A 20986-nucleotide genomic window follows, 5' to 3' on the forward strand; every position below is an offset into this window, starting at 1 on the left:
TTGACTCGTCCGCCCTTTGACCTTGAAGCAGAGATGACGACCGGTCATACACCTGACCCCACCCCTGGTATGACTTAAGACCATTCCAGTGCATTTGGGAGGGAGGTGCACATCGGCCGCTCCGCCACCTGAACGAGTGAACAACACCAGGGAGTTGGCGAACAACTCCTCTCGGTTGCCGTCACGTGCCGGGAATGGACACTGACTGGATCTTCCGGCCGGGCTTTGACAGGATGCGCGCCCGCAGCTTCGCTCATTGACCATTCAGGACCGAGTCACACCCCCTGACCTGGCCGTACGGATCGTTTGCGCGATTGTGCAGGCAACGTGAACGACTCATGCAGACTGAGTGTCATGCGCATCGAACTCGCCACTTCGCCCGGCTCACCCGAACGCCCCAACGAGGACTGGGCATCCGTGGCCCTGCCGGCGTCGGGGCAGGGTGGAGCACTCATCGTCCTTGATGGAGTGACCCCGCCCGAGGGTGACTACGGCTGTGAGCATGGAGTCCCATGGTTTACCGCTCGATTGGGCGGCACCCTGCTCGAACTGTCCGTTTCCCAGCTAGATGCCCCTCTGACCGAGGTTCTCGCCACGGCAATCCGACGCACCGCCGATGTTCACCGAAACAGTTGTGACCTTTCTCACGTAAGAACGCCTCAGGCGACGGTGGTCATGGCCCGTTGGGGTGGCCCCTCGCAGGACGTGGAACATCTGGTGCTCTCGGACTCGGTGCTGCTGCTGGAGTCCCCGGAGGGCGGAGTACGGGCGATTCTGGACGATCGCATCGACCGGCTGCCCCGAGAGCTCCTGCGGACCCATGAGTCGGCGGACCGACTGCGCAACGCGGAGGGCGGGTTCTTCACGGCGGCGGCCGATCCCGGCGTCACGGTCCACGCGGTGGCGGGCCGCACACCGAGGGAGCGCGTCCGGGCCCTGGCCGCCCTGACGGACGGGGCTTCACGCTGGGTGGAGATGTTCGAGGAGGGCAGCTGGACCCAGTGCCTGGGGGTGCTGCGCAAGGAAGGGGCGCAGGGGTTGATCGACCGGGTACGGGCGGTGGAGACGGCGGCACTGGAGCGTACGACGGTGATCCGCTGGAAGCTGCACGATGACGCCGCGGTGGTCTTCGCGGAGCTCTAGGGCCGTTCCCAGCCCTCGGGACGCTCCGGCGGGGTTGGCGGCTCCCGCCGGGCAGACCGGGGGGGCCGGGGTCCCAGAGCGCCGTGCGAACCACCGGGTGACCGGGTCAGGGGCCACGCGATCCGGGAGCGCCCAGGCCAAGGAGGCGCGATCCGGGAGCCCAGGGCCGACGAGCCCGCCAGCCTCCACCGGCCTACCGCCCCCCTTGATGACGCTTGCCCGGGATCTGGGGTTCCGCCCCTGGTTCCTTCCTTAGTTCCGTCCCTGAACGCGGGACCGGTTGGCGGCGCTCATCCATCCCCCGGAGTCTGGGCCGCCTCCAGGCGGCCGGACGGGTCAGCGGTCCGGGTCCCATGGCCCCGACGCTCCCAGCGCTCCCAGCGCTCCCAAGGCGAGGGCGTGCTCCCGGCCGTTCCCAGGGTGAAGGCTCCCGTCCGCCCCGATCCCGGCGGCCGGGAGCGGGCGCTCAGGGGCAGAGCGGCCCGCTGCGGAACACCTGGCCGAACTCCGTGATGGGCGAGACGTCCGCTGGATCGCGGCGCCGTGGCGGCGAGAGGCCCGAGCAATGCCCTGGGGCCCTCGCGCCTCGGGGCGGAACGGGCGAGTCCCAAGGAACGTCCCGGCACCCGCGCGCCTCGGGGCGGACGCCGACCCGGCGACCGCCCACGTCAGGTCAGGATTCCGCGCTGACGTTCAGCTCGTGCAGCAGTCTGGCCAGTTCCGCGATCTCCCCACGGTCCCAGTCGGCCAGCTTGCGGACATAGGTCTCCCGCCGGGCATCCCTCACTCGGCGGAATCGCTCCAGACCTTCTTCCGTGAGCCGTACGAGTGATGCCCGGCCATCGGCCGGATCGGGCTCCCTCGACACCAGCCCCACCTCTTCGAGCGCCCGGAGCTGACGGCTCATCGTCGCCTTGCCGACGCCGAAGTACACGGCGAGATCCGTCCCGCGCTGCACCCCCGTCGCCTCCAGCTGGACGAGCAACCCATAGGCGGCGGGCTCCAATCCGGGATGGACCGCACGGGCCATTTCCCCCGAGGACGCACGAGCGCGGCGCAGGAATACGGCCAACTCCTTCTCCAGCGCCAGGAAAACATGGTCGACACCATCCGTACCGCGGGGCTCGGCTTCACTCCCCGTACCGCTTCTCTGCACGTCAACACCCCTCGTAGGCTTTCCCGTTCACAGGCGTCCTCGCCGGGGCCGGTCATCGCCGCAGCGCGGTCAGTATTTCGCAGGCATAGACCAGCGGCGGCCCTTCAGAGCCCGTTCCCGGCTCCGCTCCGGCACACAACCCATCGAATGGCATGCCCACACCAAATTAACCCATCTAGGTATGTCATGACATCGATGCAGAAAATCCTCTTTATGCGCTTCAGGGGCACGCTATGCCCGTGGACAGATTCGGAACAGCACGCCCCCATCCCTCGATGAGGAGCTTCCGCCGCCCGTTCATAACAACGTCCGGTGTCCTTCTCATCGCCCTCTCCCTCCTCTTCTCCTCTTCCTCCGTCGCCGCCGCGGGTGAGACTCCCCCGCCGCGCGGATCGGCCCATCTCGGCATGGGCGTCGTCGCCCATGACGGGCAGGGCGCGCTACCGCCCGAGCAGCGCGGCCTTGAGCCGGAGGCCACTCAGACGGAAGGCGTCGATGTCGCCAGCCATCAGGGCAATGTCGACTGGCCGGCACTCTGGGCCAGCGGTGTGAAGTGGGCCTACGTCAAGGCCACGGAGGGCACCTACTACAAGAACCCCTACTTCACCCAGCAGTACGACGGCTCCCATGACAGCGGAATGATCCGCGGCACCTATCACTTCGCCACGCCTGACACGGCCACCGGCGCCGCGCAGGCGGACTACTTCGTCGACCGTGGCGGGGCCTGGTCGCCGGATGGGAAGACCCTGCCGGGAGCGCTCGACATCGAGTGGAACCCATACGGAGACGCCTGCTACGGCAAGTCGCAGTCCGGGATGGTGACCTGGATCAGGAACTTCCTCAACCAGTACAGGGCACGCACCGGACGGGACGCGGTGATCTACACGGCGACGAGTTGGTGGACCCAGTGCACCGGCGACTACGCCGGGTTCGGTGCCGTCAATCCGCTGTGGATCGCCCGGTACAACACCACCCCGGGCACCCTGCCGGCCGGCTGGTCCGTCCAGACCATGTGGCAGTACACCTCGTCCGGACCGTTCGTCGGCGACCACAACAAGTTCAACGGCGCACTCGACCGAGTCGTGGCGCTGGCGAACGGCTGACCGGAACCAGTCGTCGCTCAGCGCCCCGAACCCACCAGGGACCGGACCGCCCTGTGCTTCCCCCTGATCCCGGCCCCGGTCAGGACCAGTGGGCGGGGCGGTCCAACGCGTGCGGCAGCCTGGTCGTGCCATCGCCCTTGGCCGCGTTGAGTTGCGGCTGGGTGAGGAAGATCGCGCCGGTGAGATCGGCCCCGGACAGATCGGCGTCCCTCAGGTCCGCCCCGATGAGATCGCTCTGACGCAGATCGGCCCGGCGCAGGTCAGCGGCGATCAGATACGCGCCCCGGAGACTGACTCCCCGCAGATCGGCCCCGCGGAGGCGGGCGCCCATGAGGTCAGCGCCCCTGCGGTCCTTCGGACGGCGTCCTTTGCCCGTCCCCCGGACCTCGGCCCGGACCAGCTCACTGCTGCTCAGCAGCAGGACGTTCACGCGCTGGCGGTGGGCTGGGACATCGAGCGCGACCAGTTCCTCGGGTCCCAGCAGGGTCAGCTCCTCGGTTTCCGCGAGCAGATCCCGTAGTTCGGGGTGGAGGGTACGGGCCGGGGCCAGCGTGAGGGCTTCGGTCAGATACCAGAGCAGCTCATGCAGCTGTCGTACGACCGGGAAGGCCGTGAACATCTGGGGGCCGGCGCCCGGATGCCGACGCCAGTCCTCACCTCCGAAGGTGATCTGGGAGACCTTCTGGCCCGCCCCGAAGCAGTCGTACACGGTGCAGCCGTTGAACCCGCTGGGGCGCAGTCGGGTGTGGATCGAGCAGCGGAACTCGGTGTTGAGGCTGGGGCAAGGGGTGCCGGCCTTCTTGTCGGCGGCGAAGTCAGCGGAGCGGCTGAAGGGGAGGGCAACGCAGCAGAGGCCGAAGCAGTTGGCACAGTCGGCCCGCAGCTGATGGGTGCTGGTCTGCTGGTCAGGGGACTTCATCCCGCTATTGTCCGTGCTCCGGGGAGTGCTCCCGCCCCAGATCGAGGATGGCGGCACCGGCCCGGTGGCACCGCCTCCCGCTGTTCCGTCGGGTGTTCCGTGGTGTGCGGATGGCGCACAGAGCGGAGCGAAGGGGCCGCCGGGGAGAGTCGGCCCCTTCGCTGGGGGATGGATCAAGCCCGTACGGACCGGCGGCCTGGGTGGGTCGGGGGCCCACCCAGGTCCGTCAGGGGTTCACGCCGCGGCGGGAACCCGAACGTCCGCCGGGGCCAGCGCCAGATCGAGCACCTGGCGCACATCCGTCACCGGATGCACCTGAAGAGTGTCCAGGATCTCCTGGGGCACATCGTCCAGATCCGCCTCGTTCCGCTTGGGGATCACCACGGTGGTGATGCCCGCCCGGTGCGCGGCCAACAGCTTCTGCTTCAGGCCGCCGATCGGTAGCACCCGACCGGTCAGGGAGACCTCACCGGTCATCGCCACATCCGTACGCACCTGGCGTCCGGAGAGCAGCGACGCGAGCGCGGTCGTCATCGTGATGCCGGCGCTCGGGCCGTCCTTGGGGACCGCACCCGCCGGGAAGTGGATGTGTACGCCCCGGTCCTTGAGGTCGCCGACCGGTAGCTCCAGCTCCGCGCCGCGCGAGCGCAGGAAGCTCAGCGCGATCTGCGCCGACTCCTTCATCACATCGCCCAGCTGCCCAGTGAGGGTGAGCCCGGAGGCTCCCGTCTCGGGATCCGCCAGCGACGCCTCGACGAACAGCACGTCACCGCCGGCGCCGGTGACCGCGAGTCCGGTGGCGACACCGGGCACGGCGGTACGGCGTTCGGCCGGGTCCTGCGCCGACTCCGGCACATGGTGCGGCCGTCCGATCAGCGGGCGCAGTTGTTCCGCGCCGATGGTGAACGGCAGCTCCCGGTCCCCGAGCTCATGCTGGGCGGCGACCTTCCGCAGCAGTCTGGCGATGGAGCGCTCCAGGTTTCGCACACCCGCCTCGCGGGTGTACTCGCCGGCGAGCTTCCGCAGCGCCGAGTCCTCCAGGACGATCTCGTCCTGCTCCAGGCCCGCCCGCTCCAGCTGACGGGGCAGCAGGTGGTCCCGGGCGATGACGACCTTCTCGTCCTCGGTGTAGCCATCCAGCCTGACCAGTTCCATCCGGTCGAGCAGGGCCTCCGGGATGGCCTCCAGCACATTGGCGGTGGCCAGGAAGACAACATCGCTCAGGTCGAGTTCGACCTCCAGGTAGTGGTCACGGAAGGTGTGGTTCTGCGCGGGGTCCAGGACCTCGAGGAGGGCCGCTGCCGGGTCACCCCGGAAGTCCGAGCCGACCTTGTCGATCTCGTCGAGCAGGACCACCGGGTTCATCGAGCCGGCCTCCTTGATGGCACGGACGATCCGGCCCGGGAGCGCGCCGACGTAGGTACGCCGGTGACCGCGGATCTCGGCCTCGTCCCGTACGCCACCGAGCGCGACCCGGACGAACTTCCGTCCCATCGCGTGGGCGACGGACTCACCCAGCGAGGTCTTGCCCACACCGGGCGGGCCGACGAGGGCCAGCACGGCTCCGCCGCGCCGTCCGCCGACGACTCCGAGTCCGCGATCGGAACGGCGCTTGCGCACCGCCAGGTACTCGGTGATCCGCTCCTTCACGTCCTGGAGCCCGGCGTGCTCGGCGTCGAGGATGGCCTTGGCGCCCTGGATGTCGTACTCGTCGTCGGTGCGCTCGCTCCACGGCAGTTCGAGGACGGTGTCCAGCCAGGTGCGAATCCATGACCCCTCGGGGCTCTGGTCGCTGGCGCGCTCCAGCTTCTCGACCTCCTTGAGTGCGGCCTCGCGCACCTTCTCCGGTAGGTCGGCGGCCTCGACCCGGGCCCGGTAGTCGTCGGACTCGTCCTCACCGGCCTCGCCGTTGATCTCACGCAGTTCCTTGCGCACGGCTTCGAGCTGGCGGCGCAGCAGGAACTCCCGCTGCTGCTTGTCGACGCCCTCCTGGACGTCCTTGGCGATGGACTCGGCCACGTCCTGTTCGGCGAGGTGCTCCCGCAGTTGCTCGGTGGCGAGCTTGAGGCGGGCGACCGGGTCGGTGTTCTCCAGCAGTTCGATCTTCTGGGCGGTGGTCAGGAACGGTGAGTATCCGCTGTTGTCGGCGAGCTGGGAGACATCGTCGATCTGCTGGACCCGGTCCACGACCTGCCAGGCCCCACGCTTCTTCAGCCAGTCGGTGGCGAGCGCCTTGTACTCCTTGACCAGCTCGGTGATCTGGCCGGGCAGCGGGTCGGGCACCGTCTCATCGATCCGGGTGCCTTCGACCCACAGGGCGGCACCGGGGCCCGTGGTGCCGGCGCCGATGCGCACTCGGCCACGGCCGCGGATCAGTGCGCCGGGATCCCCGTCGGAGAGCCTTCCGACCTGCTCGACGGTCCCGAGCACACCGATCCCCGCGTAGTGGCCGTCCACCCGAGGAACAAGCAGCACCGTGGGCTTGCTGCTGTCAGAGCGGGCGTCGGCCTGAGCGGCCTCCACCGCGGCCCTCACCTCGGTGTCGGTCAGGTCCAACGGCACCACCATTCCGGGCAGCACAACCTCGTCATCGAGCGGCAGCACGGGCAGGGTGAGCGGTGTGAACGTCTGGGACTCAGCAGCCATGATCTCCCCTTAGGCAGTGAAGTTGAGCTCTGAAGACTCAATAACCACTCAATGCATGGCGCCGGTGAGATGTTCCCGAGATTCTGTTCGCTGTCGGCGATCACCCGGGAAACCGTCTTGACCTGGTTCTTTCTCTCTACCGTGAACCGAAAGCCGCGCTGCGGGCGATAGAGGGGTGTGAGAGGGAACCGCCCCTCAGGGGGATCAGAGAGGGAGCCACGGCCAGGGTCATCGCACCCGGGGCCGGACACTCCGGGCACCGCACCCGCCGGTTGGCGTGCCACCCGACAGGGGGCAGTACCGGGGACCCGCCGGGAGTCGCGCTGGGGGCCCCGGCGCGCTGCCGCACCGTCGGGAACTGCGGAACCAGCCGGGGTGGTGGAAGCGGCGGAGACGGCGCGGGCCCCGGACGACGCCGAGCTGCTCCAGGCCGTCGCCCGCGGCAGTGCCGATGCGCTGGCCACCCTCTACGACCGCCATGCGGGCTGGCTCCACATCCGGCTGAGCCGCCGCTGTGCTGATCCCGAGACCGTGCGCGAGGTCCTCCAGGACACCTTTGTCACCGTCTGGCGTTCCGCCGGATCACATCGCGGCGGCGCGGCCGGCGGGTGGCTCTGGGTGATCGCGGCCCGCCGCCTGGTGGACGCGGGGCGGGCCCGGGCCAAGGAGTGCCCCGCGGTCCCCACCCCGGTCGACACGGAGACCTCCTACGCCGGCGAGCCCGCGCCGTCCGCCGAGGACCGGGTGCTGGCGGGGCTTGAGTACGGCGATGTCGGGGCTGCCCTGGACCGCATCTCGCCCGAACTGCGAGATGTCCTACGCGCCACGGTCATCGACGGTCTGACCACCCGGGAGACCGCCCGGCTCCTCGGAATACCCGAGGGCACCGTCAAGACCCGGGCGCTGCGGGCCCGCCGCGAACTACGGGCCGCGCTCGCCCAACTCGCCCCGGACACCAACCCGCTGGGAGGGATCGCATGAGCCACGGGCAGGGTCGGCACCACGCCGACTGGCATGTGGACGAGCAACAGGCCCGGCGGTACGCGGACGGCTCGGCGCCCGAGCCCGACGCCTGGTCGTTGGAGACCCATATCGAATCGTGCGGACCGTGCGCGGCCCGGGTGTCCGCCTCGGTGCTCAGGGGTGCGGCGGGCCCGGTGCTCGATCAGGTGCGGATGGCGGTGCTGGCACAAGCGACCGCCGCTCCCACGCGGGTGCCGTGGACCGCGCGGATGGTCTGGGCGGCCGGCCCCGCCCTGCGGGGTGCCTGGCTGCTGGCGGTCGTGCTCACGGCGGGCGGCGCCTTGGGACTCGCGTACGGAATGGACCTGGCCTGGGCCCACCCGCTGTTGCTGGCGCTTGCGCCGGCGCTACCGCTTGCCGGAGTGGCCCTGTCCTACGGGCGTCACGCCGACCCGCTGTACGAGATCGTCGCGGCCACCCCGTCCGGGGGCCTACGGCTGCTGCTGACCCGGACCGCGGCGGTGCTGGCGGTGAGCGTCCCGCTGCTGACGGCGGCCGGGGCGCTGATGCCCCGGGCGGGCGATTCGCCCAGGGTGCCGGGCGCCGCGGCCTGGCTGCTGCCCGGGCTGGCACTGACCGTGGCGACGCTCGCACTGGGCTCGTACATCGGCTGCCGGCTCGCCGCCGGTGCGCTGGGCGCTGGCTGGCTCGCCGTGGTGCTGCTGCCGGCGCTGCCCGCCCTGCCGCAGGGGCTGGGGGAACAGCTCTCGCAGCTGGTGACCGGGCCGGGTGTCCAAGGCGGCTGGGCGGCGGCTGCCGTGGTGTGCGGCGGCCTACTCGCCGTACGCCGTTCATCGTTCGACCACATGGAGAGGCTGTGAGGCCGTGAGTGCGCGGATAGGTGCCGCAACCAGCGGCGTCAGGGTGGCGGGGCTGACCGTACGGCACCGTCGCACGGTGGCGCTGGACGCCGTCGAGTTGGACCTCGACACAGGCGTCCACGGACTGCTCGGGCCGAACGGGGCGGGGAAGACCTCCCTGATCCGGGTACTGGCGACGGTCGCACCGCCGACCGAGGGAAGGATCGAACTCCTGGGCCTCGACATCTCGGCGCACCAGGAGCGCACCGAGGTGCGGCGGAGGCTGGGGTACCTGCCCCAGGAGTTCGGCTACTACCCGGGTTTCACCGTCCGGGAGTTCGTCTCCTATGTGGCCTGGTTGAAGGAGATGCCGGCGCACTCGGTTCCCCGCGCGGTGGAACGGGCGGTGGAGCGGGTCGGCCTAGCGGGCCGTCTCGACGCGAAGGTCAAAACGCTCTCGGGCGGAATGGCGCGCCGGGTGGGTATCGCGCAGGCCCTGGTGAATGAGCCGGACCTGTTGCTGCTCGATGAGCCGACGGCAGGTCTGGACCCCGAACAGCGCGTGGAGTTCAGAGCACTGCTGCGTGAGTTGGGCGCCACCTCCACGGTGATCGTCTCCACCCATCTCGTTGAGGACGTGGCGGTGGCCTGTGGCCAGGTGACGCTGATCGATTCGGGACGGGTGGCCTACCGGGGAACGACGGCGTCCTTGACCGAACTGGGCGGTACGGCCGACCCGACGGCCTCCGGCGCGGGTTCGCCCGCCGACTCCCCCCAGACATCCAGCCCGTCCAGCCCCATCGAGCGGGGATACACGGCGGCCCTACGGGCCCATCGCGACGCAGTCACCAGGGGGAAGCAGTGAACCGCGCTCCATGCCGGCAGTCGGACGGCAGCGAATGGGACCCGGGTCTGCTACCGCGAGGGGGCCCGGCTGCCGGTTCTTCCGCGCCAGCCCGCGGCCCGCTCCCCCAATGGGCCGCGTTGATGGAGGCAACCCTTGCGGGGAGGGCCGCCCGTGCGTCCATCAGATAGCCCCGACCACCCTTCTCCCGCCCGTCACCCTCATGGCGTCAACCCGCTCATCAGCGAGTTGCGGCGTGGCGTAGGCCCCTGGAGCGCGTTGGCCATCGCCCTGACGATGGGAGCCACACTCGTCGTCACGGCGGACGATCTGGACGGCTGGCAGAGCAGTTGGAGAAGCGTCTCCGAGGTGCTGCAACCCCTCGGGTTGCTCATCGGCGGCCCGATGAGCAGCGCGGCTGGCTGCTGGCACGGTGGGCGAGAGCGCCGAAACCGAATGGGTGAGCTGCGCGCTTCCGGCGCACGCACCCCCATCCGGCAACTACTCCTCGCGGCGACGCCGTCCGCGCTCTGGCCAGCTGTCGGCTATCTGGTCGCGGCCGTTGGGGCCCTGCTGGCGTGCTCGCCCTATGCGGGGTGGGGCAGCCCCTTCTTCTCGGTGATCGTCGTCAATGCCTGTGCGCTCGCCTCGCTCGGCGTCGTCGGCTATGTGATCGGACAATTGGTGACCTGGCGCTTGCTCGCGCCAGTGCTCGCGGGAGTGGTCTTCCTCTGTCTCGTCGTACCGGCCTATGTGGGCCCTGAGCCCCACTGGCTCAACCCGGCATACCAGTACACGCCGCGCTGGGATGCACCGCTCTGGTGGTACGCCCCCGCGTCGATCGCATGGACGGGCGGTCTCGGCACAGCCGTCTTTCTCGCATACGCGGCGCGCCGCCGGGCCATCGCGCTCATACCGCTGATCGTTGCCTGCCTGGCCGCCGCACTGCTGACCGGCGACGACAGGCCCTGGCGGCTCGACCCGAACGCGGCTCGGCTGATCTGCGACGACGGAACGCCTCAGGTCTGTGTCACAGCCGTGGATCAGCAGCTACTGCCTCAGGTGTCCTACGCCCTGAGTGGGGTGAACGCCAGGCTGAGCGGCATTCCTCATGCGCCCAGGCGTTGGGTGGACGACCCAGGGAGATTGCAGGCCGAGGACGCTCGGCTACCGTCGCCCGAGTTTCACTCCCTCCGAGGACGGCTGAGGGAACCGGAGGAGTATGCGAACTGGGCGGTTGGACAGCTCTTCCAAGAGTGCTGGAGCACACATGGTGATGGTGCGAGTCGTCTTCGAGCGGGCTGGATCACCAGGGGCCTAGTCCAGTGGCTGGCGCCCTCCGTCATCTTCGGCCAGGGCGCGCCCTGGCCGGAGGCGAAGGGGTATGTGGCTCGACTGGACGCCAAGACCCCCGCCGAACAGCGCAGCTATCTCGTCGACTATCTGGCGTCGACCTCCACCGATATCTGCGATCCGGCGGAGGTGCCGGTTCCATGACCGCCCTCAACTGCCGTGGACGCTCCACTGAGACGCTCCGTCTGTACGGGCGCTCCCGTGGCCTACCTGCGGCATTCGCCTTTCTCCTGCTGACCGCCGCCCTGGCCGCCTGGGCAGCCGACTGGCTGGTAGGGCATCCGCACTACGGCTACGGCGCCCGGGTGCCGGTCGTGGTGTTCGGTCCGTTGCTCGCATCGGCCGCCGTGGGCACCAGTCTCCATACTCCGAGCGATGAACTGGACCGGCTCTCGGTGGGCCCCTGGTGGCCGCGGCGGCTGGCGCATCTCCTTGGGCTCACCGCGCTGGCCGGCCTGGTGCTGGCGCTGGCCGTGCCCGGGGAGCCGGACCGGTACGGGGCCGCCGCCATGGTGCGCAATCTGCTGGGTGCCACCGGGGGGAGCGCGCTGGCCGCGGTGGCGCTCGGGGCTCGGGCCAGCTGGCTGCCGATGTGCCTGTACACGGGATCGGTCTATCTCTCCGCGCCCCGCACCCGCACCGGAGCGGCCACGTCATGGGCCTGGCCGATGCAACCGGGGCCCGAGCCCGGGGCCTGGGTGACGGCCGGGACGCTGTTCGTGGTGGGCGTGGGGCTCCATGCCTGGCGAGGGGTGCGCCGCGAAGGACGGTGAGCCGCGGTGTGTCTGCGAAGGGCAGGGGACGAGAGGGGCGGCGCGGGTCCCTGACCGGGGCCAGGAGCTGCGGCGAACCGCCGCATTCCCCTCGAAGGCCTGGCCCACGACCGACGTAGGGGTGCCCGAGAGGCCGCTGAGGCGGTACGCGGGAGTCTGGCTGGGGAGTCGCGCGGGGCGCCGGTCCGAAGAGGTCCTGCCCCAGTAGGGCGCACTACTTCCCATCCGCGCCCCCTGGCACTCCCGTACCAACCGGTCACACCACTCGCGCCCGGCTTCACCTCCATACGCCCGCCCCACGGATGAAACCGTTTGTGCGGAGTGCCACCGCCCCCGAACATGACCACCATCCGACGGACCGGAGGTCGCCTATGTCCCTACGCCCGGAAGCATCCACCACCACCCTCATCACCCCCGCCGCAGTGACCGTTGACCGAAGAAACGGCCCCCATGGAGAGGTCGTCCTGCGCCGGCGCGGCGAGCATCACGAAATCATCGCCAATGGCTGCTTTCTGATGGACACATCGGACGGCCGCTCCGAGCGGCTGCTGATCGATGTCGCCGCCGACACCCTTGCCCTGACCGGTCGCCGCACCCCTTCGCTCCTCATCGGAGGGCTCGGGGTCGGCTTCTCGCTCGCCCATGCGGCAGCTGACCCAAGGTGGCGACATATCGCCGTCGTCGAGCGGGAGGAAGCGATCGTCGACTGGCATCTGTCCGGGCCGCTCGCCCCCATCTCCGCCGCCGCGCTCGCCGACCCCCGCAGCACGATCGTGCGGACCGATCTCCTGAGCCACCTCCGGGAGACAGACGACCGCTATGACGCCCTCTGTCTGGATATCGACAACGGCCCCGACTGGACCGTCACCGACGACAACGAGGCCCTGTACACACCGGCGGGACTGGCCCTGTGCGCCCGCGCCCTGAGCCCCGGCGGCATCCTTGCCGTATGGTCCGCGCAACCCTCCCCCGCCTTTGAGGAAGCCCTGCGGAATGCCGGATTCAACGGGGTAGGAACCAAAGAGATCCACGTTGCCCGGGGAGTGCCTGACGTCGTTCATCTCGCCGTTCACCCTGCGTAGCCCGGACCGCGTGGATGCCCTTACGCTGCTGAGCTACACACCGGATCTACAACGAGCGTAAAACTCGCGAGAGCGCTCACAGGGGCGGGCGATGGAACAGACACAGACCACCCAAAACGGCGCAAGCGCCACGCCCGGGGCCCAGCGCCGGGTACTGGTGGTCGAGGACGACTCGACCATCGTGGACGCCATCGCCGCCCGACTGCGAGCCGAGGGATTCCTCGTCCAGACAGCTGTCGACGGCCCCGCCGCCGTCGATGCCGCCGAGGCCTGGCAGCCGGATCTGATGGTGCTCGATGTCATGCTGCCCGGCTTCGACGGACTGGAGGTCTGCCGTCGGGTGCAGGCGCAGCGCCCGGTGCCGGTGCTGATGCTCACCGCACGCGACGACGAGACGGACATGCTCGTGGGCCTCGGCGTCGGGGCCGACGACTACATGACCAAGCCGTTCTCCATGCGGGAACTGGCCGCGCGGGTGCACGTACTGCTGCGCCGGGTCGAGCGGGCCGCACTGGCCGCGGTCACACCCCGGAGCGGCATTCTGCGGCTTGGCGAGCTGGAGATCGACCACGCCCAGCGCCGGGTACGGGTCCGTACCGACGATGTGCACCTGACGCCCACCGAATTCGATCTCCTGGTCTGCCTGGCGAACACCCCCCGCGCGGTCCTCTCCCGCGAACAGTTGCTCGCGGAGGTCTGGGACTGGGCCGACGCCTCCGGCACCCGAACCGTGGACAGCCATATCAAGGCGCTGCGCCGCAAGATCGGCGCCGAGCGCATCCGTACCGTCCACGGTGTCGGCTACGCCCTGGAGACGCCCGCCCCATGAGGCGGCCTGCCCGACAGAGACGGCCCGGGCGGCGGGCGGTCTCCATCACGATCAAGACCAAGTTGGGGATGCTGGTCGTCGTCTCGGTCTTCATCACCACCGGGCTGGTGCTGGTGGCGCTGCGCACCTCGACCGAGCTGCGCTTCATCACCGTGTTCTCGGTGATAGCGACACTGCTGATCACCCAGTTCGTGGCGCATGGCCTGACCGCGCCGCTGGATGAGATGAACACGGTGGCGAAGGGGATATCGCACGGCGACTTCACCCGTCGGGTGCGTGGCGCCGACCGCCGGGACGAGCTCGGCGACCTCGCGTCCACGATCAATCGCATGGCCGATGACCTGGAGGCGGTGGACCGGCACCGCAAGGAGTTGGTCGCCAATGTCTCGCATGAGCTGCGCACCCCGATCGCGGCCCTGCGGGCGGTCCTGGAGAACGTGGTCGACGGGGTCTCCGCGGCCGATCCGGAGACCATGCGGACCGCGCTCAAGCAGACCGAGCGGCTCGGCCGGCTGGTGGAGACCCTGCTCGATCTCTCCCGTCTCGACAACGGGGTCCTCCCGCTGCGGGCGAGCCGGTTCGAGGTGTGGCCCTATCTGTCGGGGGTGCTGAAGGAGGCCAATCTGACCGTGGCCCGACGCGGCCTCGCCTCCGGCTCCGGGCATCACACCCGTACGGATGTGCATCTGCATCTCGATGTGTGGCCGCCCGAGCTGACCGCGCACGCGGACGCGGAGCGGCTGCATCAGGTCGTCGCCAACCTGATCGACAACGCGGTGAAGCACTCACCGCCGCACGGCCGGGTGACGGTACGCGCCCGCCGGGGCGCTCAGCCGGAGTCGCTGGAGCTGGAGGTGGTCGACGAAGGTCCCGGCATTCCCGAGCAAGAGCGACATCGGGTCTTTGAGCGATTCAACCGGGGCAAAGTGACCTCCCCGCACGGCAAGGGCAGCGATGGCGGCACCGGCCTCGGCCTGGCCATCGCCCGCTGGGCGGTCGACCTCCACGGCGGGCGGATAGGGGTGGCCGAATCAGCGCGCGGATGCCGGATTCTGGTCACCCTGCCCGGGATTCCCCAAGCGCGGGGTTGACGTAGGGTTCAACCGGTACGGAACGGCTGTTTGCCTGCGAATTCGCCAGGGCGAGAGACCGAGAACCCGATCTCGGAGATCGCGGGACGCTCCCGCGAGGGTTAGCTCGTTGGGGAGCGATAGCCGCACCGAGGGCAAAACATGCTTGTTTCCCGCCATTCTCAGCGCCGAAACTCGCCTTTCGGTGTGACTTGCGCGACGATGCCCCGCCCAGCCTGCGCCTCCCGGCCCCGGGGGCGTAGCCTTGATTCCCGCTGTCCACCACCTTTGTGAAGCGGAAGAGGGCGGTTGCCGCCGTGTCGTCTCAGTCCCCCAGTAACTCCAGCTCCCCCGACCTCCGGCCGGGCGGTGCCCCCACGACCGACCGAAGCGCGCAGGGAATTGATCCTGCCGCTGCGTTCGGCGCCAATGAGTGGCTTGTCGACGAGATCTACCAGCAGTACCTCCAGGACCCCAATTCGGTCGATCGTGCCTGGTGGGATTTCTTCGCCGACTACAAGCCAGGCGCCGAGAACACGGCTGCGACCGCGAGTGAGTCCCAGGAAGCCGCGGCTGAGCCCGCCGCGGCCCCGGTGACACCCGCTCCGGCCGCACCCACCGCTGTGGCGCCGGCCAACGGCGCCGCGCAGCCGGGTCGCCCGGTCGCGCAAGCGGCGTCCCCGACGGCTCCGGCCGCCCCTGCTCCCATCGCCCAGCAGGCCCCGCCACCGCAGCCGGCTCCGGCCGCGCCCGCGGCGGCCCCGGCGGCTCCCCCGGCTGCCGCGGCCCCGGCGAAGCCCGCCACACCCAAGGCAGCGCCTGCGGCGCCGGCCGAGGGCGGTCCCGAGCTGGTCACCCTCCGCGGCCCCTCCGCCGCGGTGGCGAAGAACATGAACGCCTCGCTGGAGGTGCCCACGGCCACGTCCGTGCGCGCGGTTCCGGTGAAGCTGCTCTTCGACAACCGGATCGTGATCAACAACCATCTCAAGCGCGCCCGGGGCGGGAAGGTCTCCTTCACCCACCTCATCGGGTACGCGATGGTCCGGGCCCTCAAGGCCATGCCGATGATGAACTACTCCTTCGCGGTGAAGGACGGCAAGCCCACCCTGGTCAAGCCGGAGCACGTCAACTTCGGCCTCGCCATCGACCTGGTGAAGCCGAACGGCGACCGCCAGCTGGTCGTCGCCGCCATCAAGCAGGCGGAGACGCTCAACTTCTTCGAGTTCTGGCAGGCGTACGAGGACATCGTCCGCCGCGCCCGCGGCAACAAGCTGACGATGGACGACTTCACCGGCGTCACGGTCTCGCTGACCAACCCCGGTGGCCTCGGCACCGTCCACTCCGTGCCGCGTCTGATGCCCGGCCAGTCGGTCATCATGGGTGTCGGCTCGATGGACTACCCCGCCGAGTTCCAGGGCACCTCCCAGGACACCCTGAACAAGCTGGGCATCGCCAAGGTCATGACCCTGACCTCCACCTATGACCACCGGGTGATCCAGGGCGCGGCCTCCGGCGAGTTCCTGCGGGTCGTCGCCAACTACCTCCTCGGCGAGGACGGCTTCTACGACGACATCTTCGAGGCGCTGCGCATCCCCTACGAGCCGGTCCGCTGGCTCAAGGACATCGACGCCTCGCACGACGACGACGTCACCAAGGCCGCGCGGGTCTTCGAGCTGATCCACTCCTACCGGGTCCGCGGCCATGTGATGGCCGACACCGACCCGCTGGAGTACCGCCAGCGCAAGCACCCCGACCTGGACATCACCGAGCACGGCCTCACGCTCTGGGACCTGGAGCGCGAGTTCGCGGTCGGTGGCTTCGCCGGCAAGACGCTGCTGAAGCTGCGCGAGGTGCTCGGTGTGCTGCGCGACTCGTACTGCCGCACCACCGGCATCGAGTTCATGCACATCCAGGACCCGAAGCAGCGCAAGTGGATCCAGGACCGGGTGGAGCGTCCGCACTCCAAGCCGGAGCGCGAGGAGCAGCTGCGCATCCTGCGCCGGCTCAATGCCGCTGAGGCGTTCGAGACCTTCCTCCAGACCAAGTACGTCGGTCAGAAGCGGTTCTCCCTGGAGGGCGGCGAGTCCGTCATCCCGCTGCTGGACGCGGTCATCGACTCGGCGGCCGAGTCCCGGCTCGACGAGGTCGTCATCGGCATGGCCCACCGTGGCCGGCTGAACGTCCTGGCGAACATCGTCGGCAAGTCGTACGCGCAGATCTTCCGCGAGTTCGAGGGCAACCTCGACCCGAAGTCCATGCACGGCTCCGGCGATGTGAAGTACCACCTGGGCGCCGAGGGCACCTTCACCGGTCTGGACGGCGAGCAGATCAAGGTCTCGCTGGTCGCCAACCCCTCCCACCTGGAGGCGGTCGACCCGGTCCTGGAGGGTGTCGCCCGCGCCAAGCAGGACGTCATCAACAAGGGCGGTACGGACTTCACCGTCCTGCCGGTCGCCCTGCACGGTGACGCGGCCTTCGCCGGACAGGGCGTGGTCGCCGAGACGCTGAACATGTCGCAGCTGCGCGGCTACCGCACCGGTGGCACGGTCCACGTCGTCATCAACAACCAGGTCGGCTTCACCGCCTCTCCCGAGTCGTCGCGTTCGTCGATGTACGCCACCGATGTGGCCCGCATGATCGAGGCGCCGATCTTCCATGTGAACGGTGACGACCCGGAGGCCTGTGTCCGGGTGGCGCGGCTCGCCTTCGAGTTCCGCCAGACGTTCAACAAGGACGTCGTGATCGACCTGATCTGCTACCGCCGCCGCGGTCACAACGAGGGTGACAACCCGCAGTTCACCAACCCGCAGATGGTCGCCCTGATCGACAAGAAGCGCTCGGTGCGCAAGCTCTACACCGAGTCGCTGATCGGTCGCGGGGACATCACGCTGGAAGAGGCGGAGCAGGCGCTCCAGGACTTCCAGGGTCAGTTGGAGAAGGTCTTCGCGGAGGTCCGCGAGGCCACCAGCCACCCGGCCCCGACGCACGTTCCCGATGCGCAGGCCGAGTTCCCGGTGGCGGTCACCACCGCGATCTCCCAGGAGGTCGTGAAGCGGATCGCCGAGTCCCAGGTCAACATCCCCGACAACATCACCGTCCACCCCCGGCTGCTGCCGCAGCTCCAGCGGCGGGCGTCCTCGGTGGAGGACGGCACGATCGACTGGGGCATGGGCGAGACGCTGGCCATCGGCTCACTGCTGATGGAGGGCACTCCGGTCCGGCTCTCCGGCCAGGACACCCGTCGTGGCACCTTCGGCCAGCGGCACGCGGTGCTGGTGGACCAGGTGACCAACGAGGACTACACCCCGCTGCTCTACCTCACCGATGAGCAGGCCCGCTACAACGTCTACGACTCGCTGCTGAGCGAGTACGCGGCGATGGGCTTCGAGTACGGCTACTCGCTGGCCCGCCCGGACGCGCTGGTGATGTGGGAGGCGCAGTTCGGCGACTTCGTCAACGGCGCCCAGACCGTGGTGGACGAGTTCATCTCGTCGGCCGAGCAGAAGTGGGGCCAGACCTCCGGGGTCACCCTGCTGCTGCCGCACGGCTACGAGGGCCAGGGCCCTGACCACAGCTCCGCCCGTCCGGAGCGGTTCCTCCAGATGTGCGCGCAGAACAACATGACGGTCGCGATGCCGACGCTCCCGTCGAACTACTTCCATCTGCTGCGCTGGCAGGTGCACAACCCGCACCACAAGCCGCTGATCGTCTTCACCCCGAAGTCGATGCTGCGTCTGAAGGCCGCGGCGTCCAAGATGGAGGAGTTCCTGACCGGCGGCTTCCGTCCGGTGATCGGCGATGTGTCGGTGGACCCGACGGCCGTGCGCAAGGTCGTCTTCACCTCCGGCAAGGTCTACTACGACCTGGACGCCGAGCGGACCAAGCGCGGCACCACGGACACGGCGATCATCCGACTGGAGCGCCTGTACCCGCTGCCGGGTGCGGAGCTCCAGGCGGAGATCGCCAAGTTCCCGAACGCCGAGAAGTACCTGTGGGCGCAGGAGGAGCCGGCGAACCAGGGCGCGTGGCCGTTTATCGCGCTGAACCTGATCGACCACCTCGACCTGGCCGTCGGCGCGGACATTCCGCACGGCGAGCGGCTGCGGCGGATCTCCCGTCCGCATGGCTCGTCCCCTGCGGTGGGCTCGGCCAAGCGCCACCAGGCGGAGCAGCAGCAGTTGATGAACGAGGTCTTTGACGCCTGATCCCGAAACCGGTCCTGCCGGTTCTCGATGACGGCCGAGGGGCCCGTCCCGCGCCTGGCGCACGGGACGGGCCCCTCGCTCGTGCCAGAGCGCCGCCGTATGGTCAGCCGTCAGCCACCGGTCTCCAGCCGGACGATCTCCCGCCGTAGCAGGCTGACCCCGGTCTTGATCCCCGCCGCCGTCAGGAGCTCCAGCACCGCGCGATGCTCCTGCAGCGCCCGCCCCGCGCCCGCCGTACGCTCCAGCCGCCCCGCCCTGGTCCACTGCGCCAGTACGGCTGCCCGGACCAGACCGGTCGGTCCCCGCTGGGCGCGATGGCAGTAGCCGACCGCCGACTGGAGCCGGACGGGGGACGCGGTGCGCCGGGCGAGTAGCGCCGAGCCCAGCGCGCGGTACCACCAGGCGTACGCGGCCAGTTCGGGATCGGTGGCCGTACGGGCGGCGGCGCCCAGCGCCCAGTCAGCCGCGTGGAGGTCGGCGACCGTCCCATCGGCTCGGAACCGCTCGATGTACGCCTGCCCCAGCAGCGCCCTGCGGCGGGGGAGTTCCGGGTCGGCGTCCCCGGTCGCGTCGATCGCGCCGCGTAGGGCCCGTACCGCCGAGTGGATGTCGGCCCGGGTGTCCTTGTCGACGCCCCGCTCGGTCAACTGGCGCCCGAGCGAGGTGAGGATGGGGGCCCGGTCGGGTTCGTGCCGGGGCAGCAGCGGCAGCGCCTCGGTCCAGGCCGCGACGGCCGAGTCCCGGTGGGCCCAACTGCCGGTGGAGAGATAGCGCTGTTCCAGCAGGCGTGCCATCCGCAGCAGAATCCCGGCCAGCGTCCTCTCCTGCGTACCGACATTGCGCCTGGCCTGGTCGAGGGCTTGGAGGATACGGAGTCTGGCATCGTCGTCGGGGCGGTCCCAGCCGAACTCGATGGCATCCGCGTAGTCCAACCAGGCCCGGCACAGCTCGCTCTGGTCGACGGTGTCCCAGTCCATGCCGTCGATGCCGGTGTGGAGGTCCTCCCCCGCCTGCTCGGCGAACTCACGGGAGGTCGCCGTGTCCACCGCCGCGGGCGGCACCGGACCCTCCCCTCGATGGTGGCGGGCGAGATCGAGCAGCAGGGCGCCGCGCAGCAGCAGTGCTGACTCCCGGCGTTCGTCCCGATGGCGCTCGGCGCTCGAATCGGGGAAGGTCTCGTCGGCTTCGGCGGCCCGGTCAAGGAGCCGCTGCACCACTTCGATGGCGCTGTGCACCGTCGTGGTGAACCACTCGGGTGGGGCTGCCGCGGGGGTCGCGCGTGAGGCGGCGAGTGAGGCCGGGGCGACCGGTGCCCCGGGGCGCCACCGCGGACTGGCCTCGGCCGGGGGGTCTTCCGCTGGAGGCCGTCCGTGCGGGGCGCCCAGTACCGCGAGTCGACGCAGCACCCGGACCCGGGTGGTCGCGGCGGGTACCGCGATCTCCTCGAAGGAACGGTCGTAGCGGGTGCCCGGCACGGTCAACTCGGCGAGGCTGCCATCGGCCGCGGAGAGCAGCACGGCGGCCACCCGCTGCGCGACCTGTGCCGGCTCGCCCGCCTGGGCCTGGACCCAGACCCACTCCGGTACGAGTTTGACGTCGAGCCGGCCCGCCGTGACTTCTCCCGCCATGGTCTCCAGGACCCGGGCGAGGGTGAGATGCGCCCTCGGTGGGCCGTCCGCGATCGCGTTCTGTGCGGCGTCGAGTGCTTCGGCGAGGTCCTCCGGCAGCGGGCGCACCAACCAGCGGCGCAGCTGGGCCTGGGCGAGTTCTTCGTAGAGGGTCGCCCGTTCGGTGGTGCGCCGCTCCTCCTGGGTGGCGGAGCCGAACAGTCGGATCGCCGTGTCCAGGTCGCGTACGGTCCCGTGCTCGCCGAAGTGCGTCAGACAGGCCCGGGCCTTGGCGACAAGACCGGCCGGTCCCTCCTTGCTGAGTCCCCCGGGGACCACGACCGCCGGCGGGGCTCCCAGCCTGCGCAGTACCTGGGTGGAGACCTGGGCGAATGCCCAGAGCGCGGGTCCGTCATCGGCGGTGAGGGCGAGC

14 protein-coding genes and 1 pseudogene are annotated in these 20986 nt (G+C 69.8%); 11 read left to right on the top strand and 4 right to left on the bottom strand.

Translation table 11 applies throughout. From position 1 onward, the window contains the following. Positions 1–354: 354 nt before the first annotated feature. Positions 355–1143, top strand: coding sequence for a hypothetical protein (locus tag NBG84_RS06670; protein WP_250918345.1), 789 nt, complete (start codon positions 355–357; stop codon positions 1141–1143). A 673-nt stretch (positions 1144–1816) separates the two neighbouring features. Here NBG84_RS06670 and NBG84_RS06675 read toward each other — a convergent pair. After that, the gene (locus tag NBG84_RS06675; protein WP_250918346.1) at positions 1817–2299 is read right to left on the bottom strand and encodes a MarR family winged helix-turn-helix transcriptional regulator; all 483 of its coding nucleotides are present in this window, start codon (positions 2297–2299) and stop codon (positions 1817–1819) included. Positions 2300–2532: 233 nt separating this feature from the next. On the opposite strand from NBG84_RS06675, the gene NBG84_RS06680 reads away from it, so the two are divergent. Then, positions 2533–3402 (top strand): lysozyme, encoded by an 870-nt coding sequence (locus NBG84_RS06680; RefSeq protein ID WP_250918347.1) that lies wholly within the window; start codon positions 2533–2535, stop codon positions 3400–3402. A gap of 79 nt (positions 3403–3481) precedes the next feature. Here the strand turns inward: NBG84_RS06680 and NBG84_RS06685 are convergent, their stop codons facing one another. Both NBG84_RS06685 and lon read right to left on the bottom strand, forming a co-directional pair. Beyond that, complete coding sequence (locus tag NBG84_RS06685) at positions 3482–4321, bottom strand: pentapeptide repeat-containing protein (RefSeq protein WP_250918348.1); 840 nt, start codon at positions 4319–4321, stop codon at positions 3482–3484. Between the two features lie 234 nt (positions 4322–4555). After that, complete coding sequence (gene lon, locus NBG84_RS06690) at positions 4556–6967, bottom strand: endopeptidase La (RefSeq protein WP_250918349.1); 2412 nt, start codon at positions 6965–6967, stop codon at positions 4556–4558. A gap of 375 nt (positions 6968–7342) precedes the next feature. Here lon and NBG84_RS06695 point away from each other — a divergent pair, with 375 nt between their 5' ends. The 9 genes from NBG84_RS06695 (at position 7343) to NBG84_RS06735 (ending at position 18946) form a co-directional block, all read left to right on the top strand. After that, on the top strand, positions 7343–7948 hold the full coding sequence (locus NBG84_RS06695; RefSeq protein ID WP_250918350.1) for an RNA polymerase sigma factor: 606 nt from the start codon (positions 7343–7345) through the stop codon (positions 7946–7948). After that, entirely contained in the window at positions 7945–8811 is an 867-nt protein-coding gene (locus NBG84_RS06700) for a zf-HC2 domain-containing protein (protein WP_250918351.1), read from the top strand. Before NBG84_RS06695 ends, NBG84_RS06700 begins: the two co-directional genes overlap by 4 nt. 43 nt (positions 8812–8854) lie before the next feature. Next, positions 8855–9655 carry an ABC transporter ATP-binding protein gene (locus NBG84_RS06705; protein ID WP_425608585.1) on the top strand — a complete coding sequence of 267 codons (801 nt, stop codon included), beginning with the start codon at positions 8855–8857 and terminating at the stop codon, positions 9653–9655. Between the two features lie 153 nt (positions 9656–9808). Then, positions 9809–11131 (top strand): hypothetical protein, encoded by a 1323-nt coding sequence (locus tag NBG84_RS06710; RefSeq protein ID WP_250918353.1) that lies wholly within the window; start codon positions 9809–9811, stop codon positions 11129–11131. Further along, on the top strand, positions 11128–11760 hold the full coding sequence (locus tag NBG84_RS06715; RefSeq protein WP_250918354.1) for a hypothetical protein: 633 nt from the start codon (positions 11128–11130) through the stop codon (positions 11758–11760). The genes NBG84_RS06710 and NBG84_RS06715 overlap by 4 nt, the downstream gene beginning before the upstream one ends. A 371-nt stretch (positions 11761–12131) precedes the next feature. Then, positions 12132–12842 carry a spermidine synthase family protein gene (locus NBG84_RS06720; RefSeq protein ID WP_250918355.1) on the top strand — a complete coding sequence of 237 codons (711 nt, stop codon included), beginning with the start codon at positions 12132–12134 and terminating at the stop codon, positions 12840–12842. Between the two features lie 91 nt (positions 12843–12933). Next, positions 12934–13671, top strand: coding sequence for a response regulator transcription factor (locus NBG84_RS06725; protein ID WP_250918356.1), 738 nt, complete (start codon positions 12934–12936; stop codon positions 13669–13671). After that, the gene (locus NBG84_RS06730) at positions 13668–14762 is read left to right on the top strand and encodes a HAMP domain-containing sensor histidine kinase (RefSeq protein ID WP_250918357.1); all 1095 of its coding nucleotides are present in this window, start codon (positions 13668–13670) and stop codon (positions 14760–14762) included. Before NBG84_RS06725 ends, NBG84_RS06730 begins: the two co-directional genes overlap by 4 nt. A 296-nt stretch (positions 14763–15058) precedes the next feature. Continuing rightward, positions 15059–18946 carry a multifunctional oxoglutarate decarboxylase/oxoglutarate dehydrogenase thiamine pyrophosphate-binding subunit/dihydrolipoyllysine-residue succinyltransferase subunit gene (locus tag NBG84_RS06735; protein WP_250918358.1) on the top strand — a complete coding sequence of 1296 codons (3888 nt, stop codon included), beginning with the start codon at positions 15059–15061 and terminating at the stop codon, positions 18944–18946. Positions 18947–19056: 110 nt separating this feature from the next. On the opposite strand, the pseudogene NBG84_RS06740 reads toward NBG84_RS06735, so the two are convergent. Then, positions 19057–20986: pseudogene (locus NBG84_RS06740) on the bottom strand (SAV_2336 N-terminal domain-related protein); the annotation flags it as partial.

The sequence above is a fragment of the Streptomyces albipurpureus genome, assembly GCF_023701525.1.
GTDB lineage: Bacteria > Actinomycetota > Actinomycetes > Streptomycetales > Streptomycetaceae > Streptomyces > Streptomyces albipurpureus.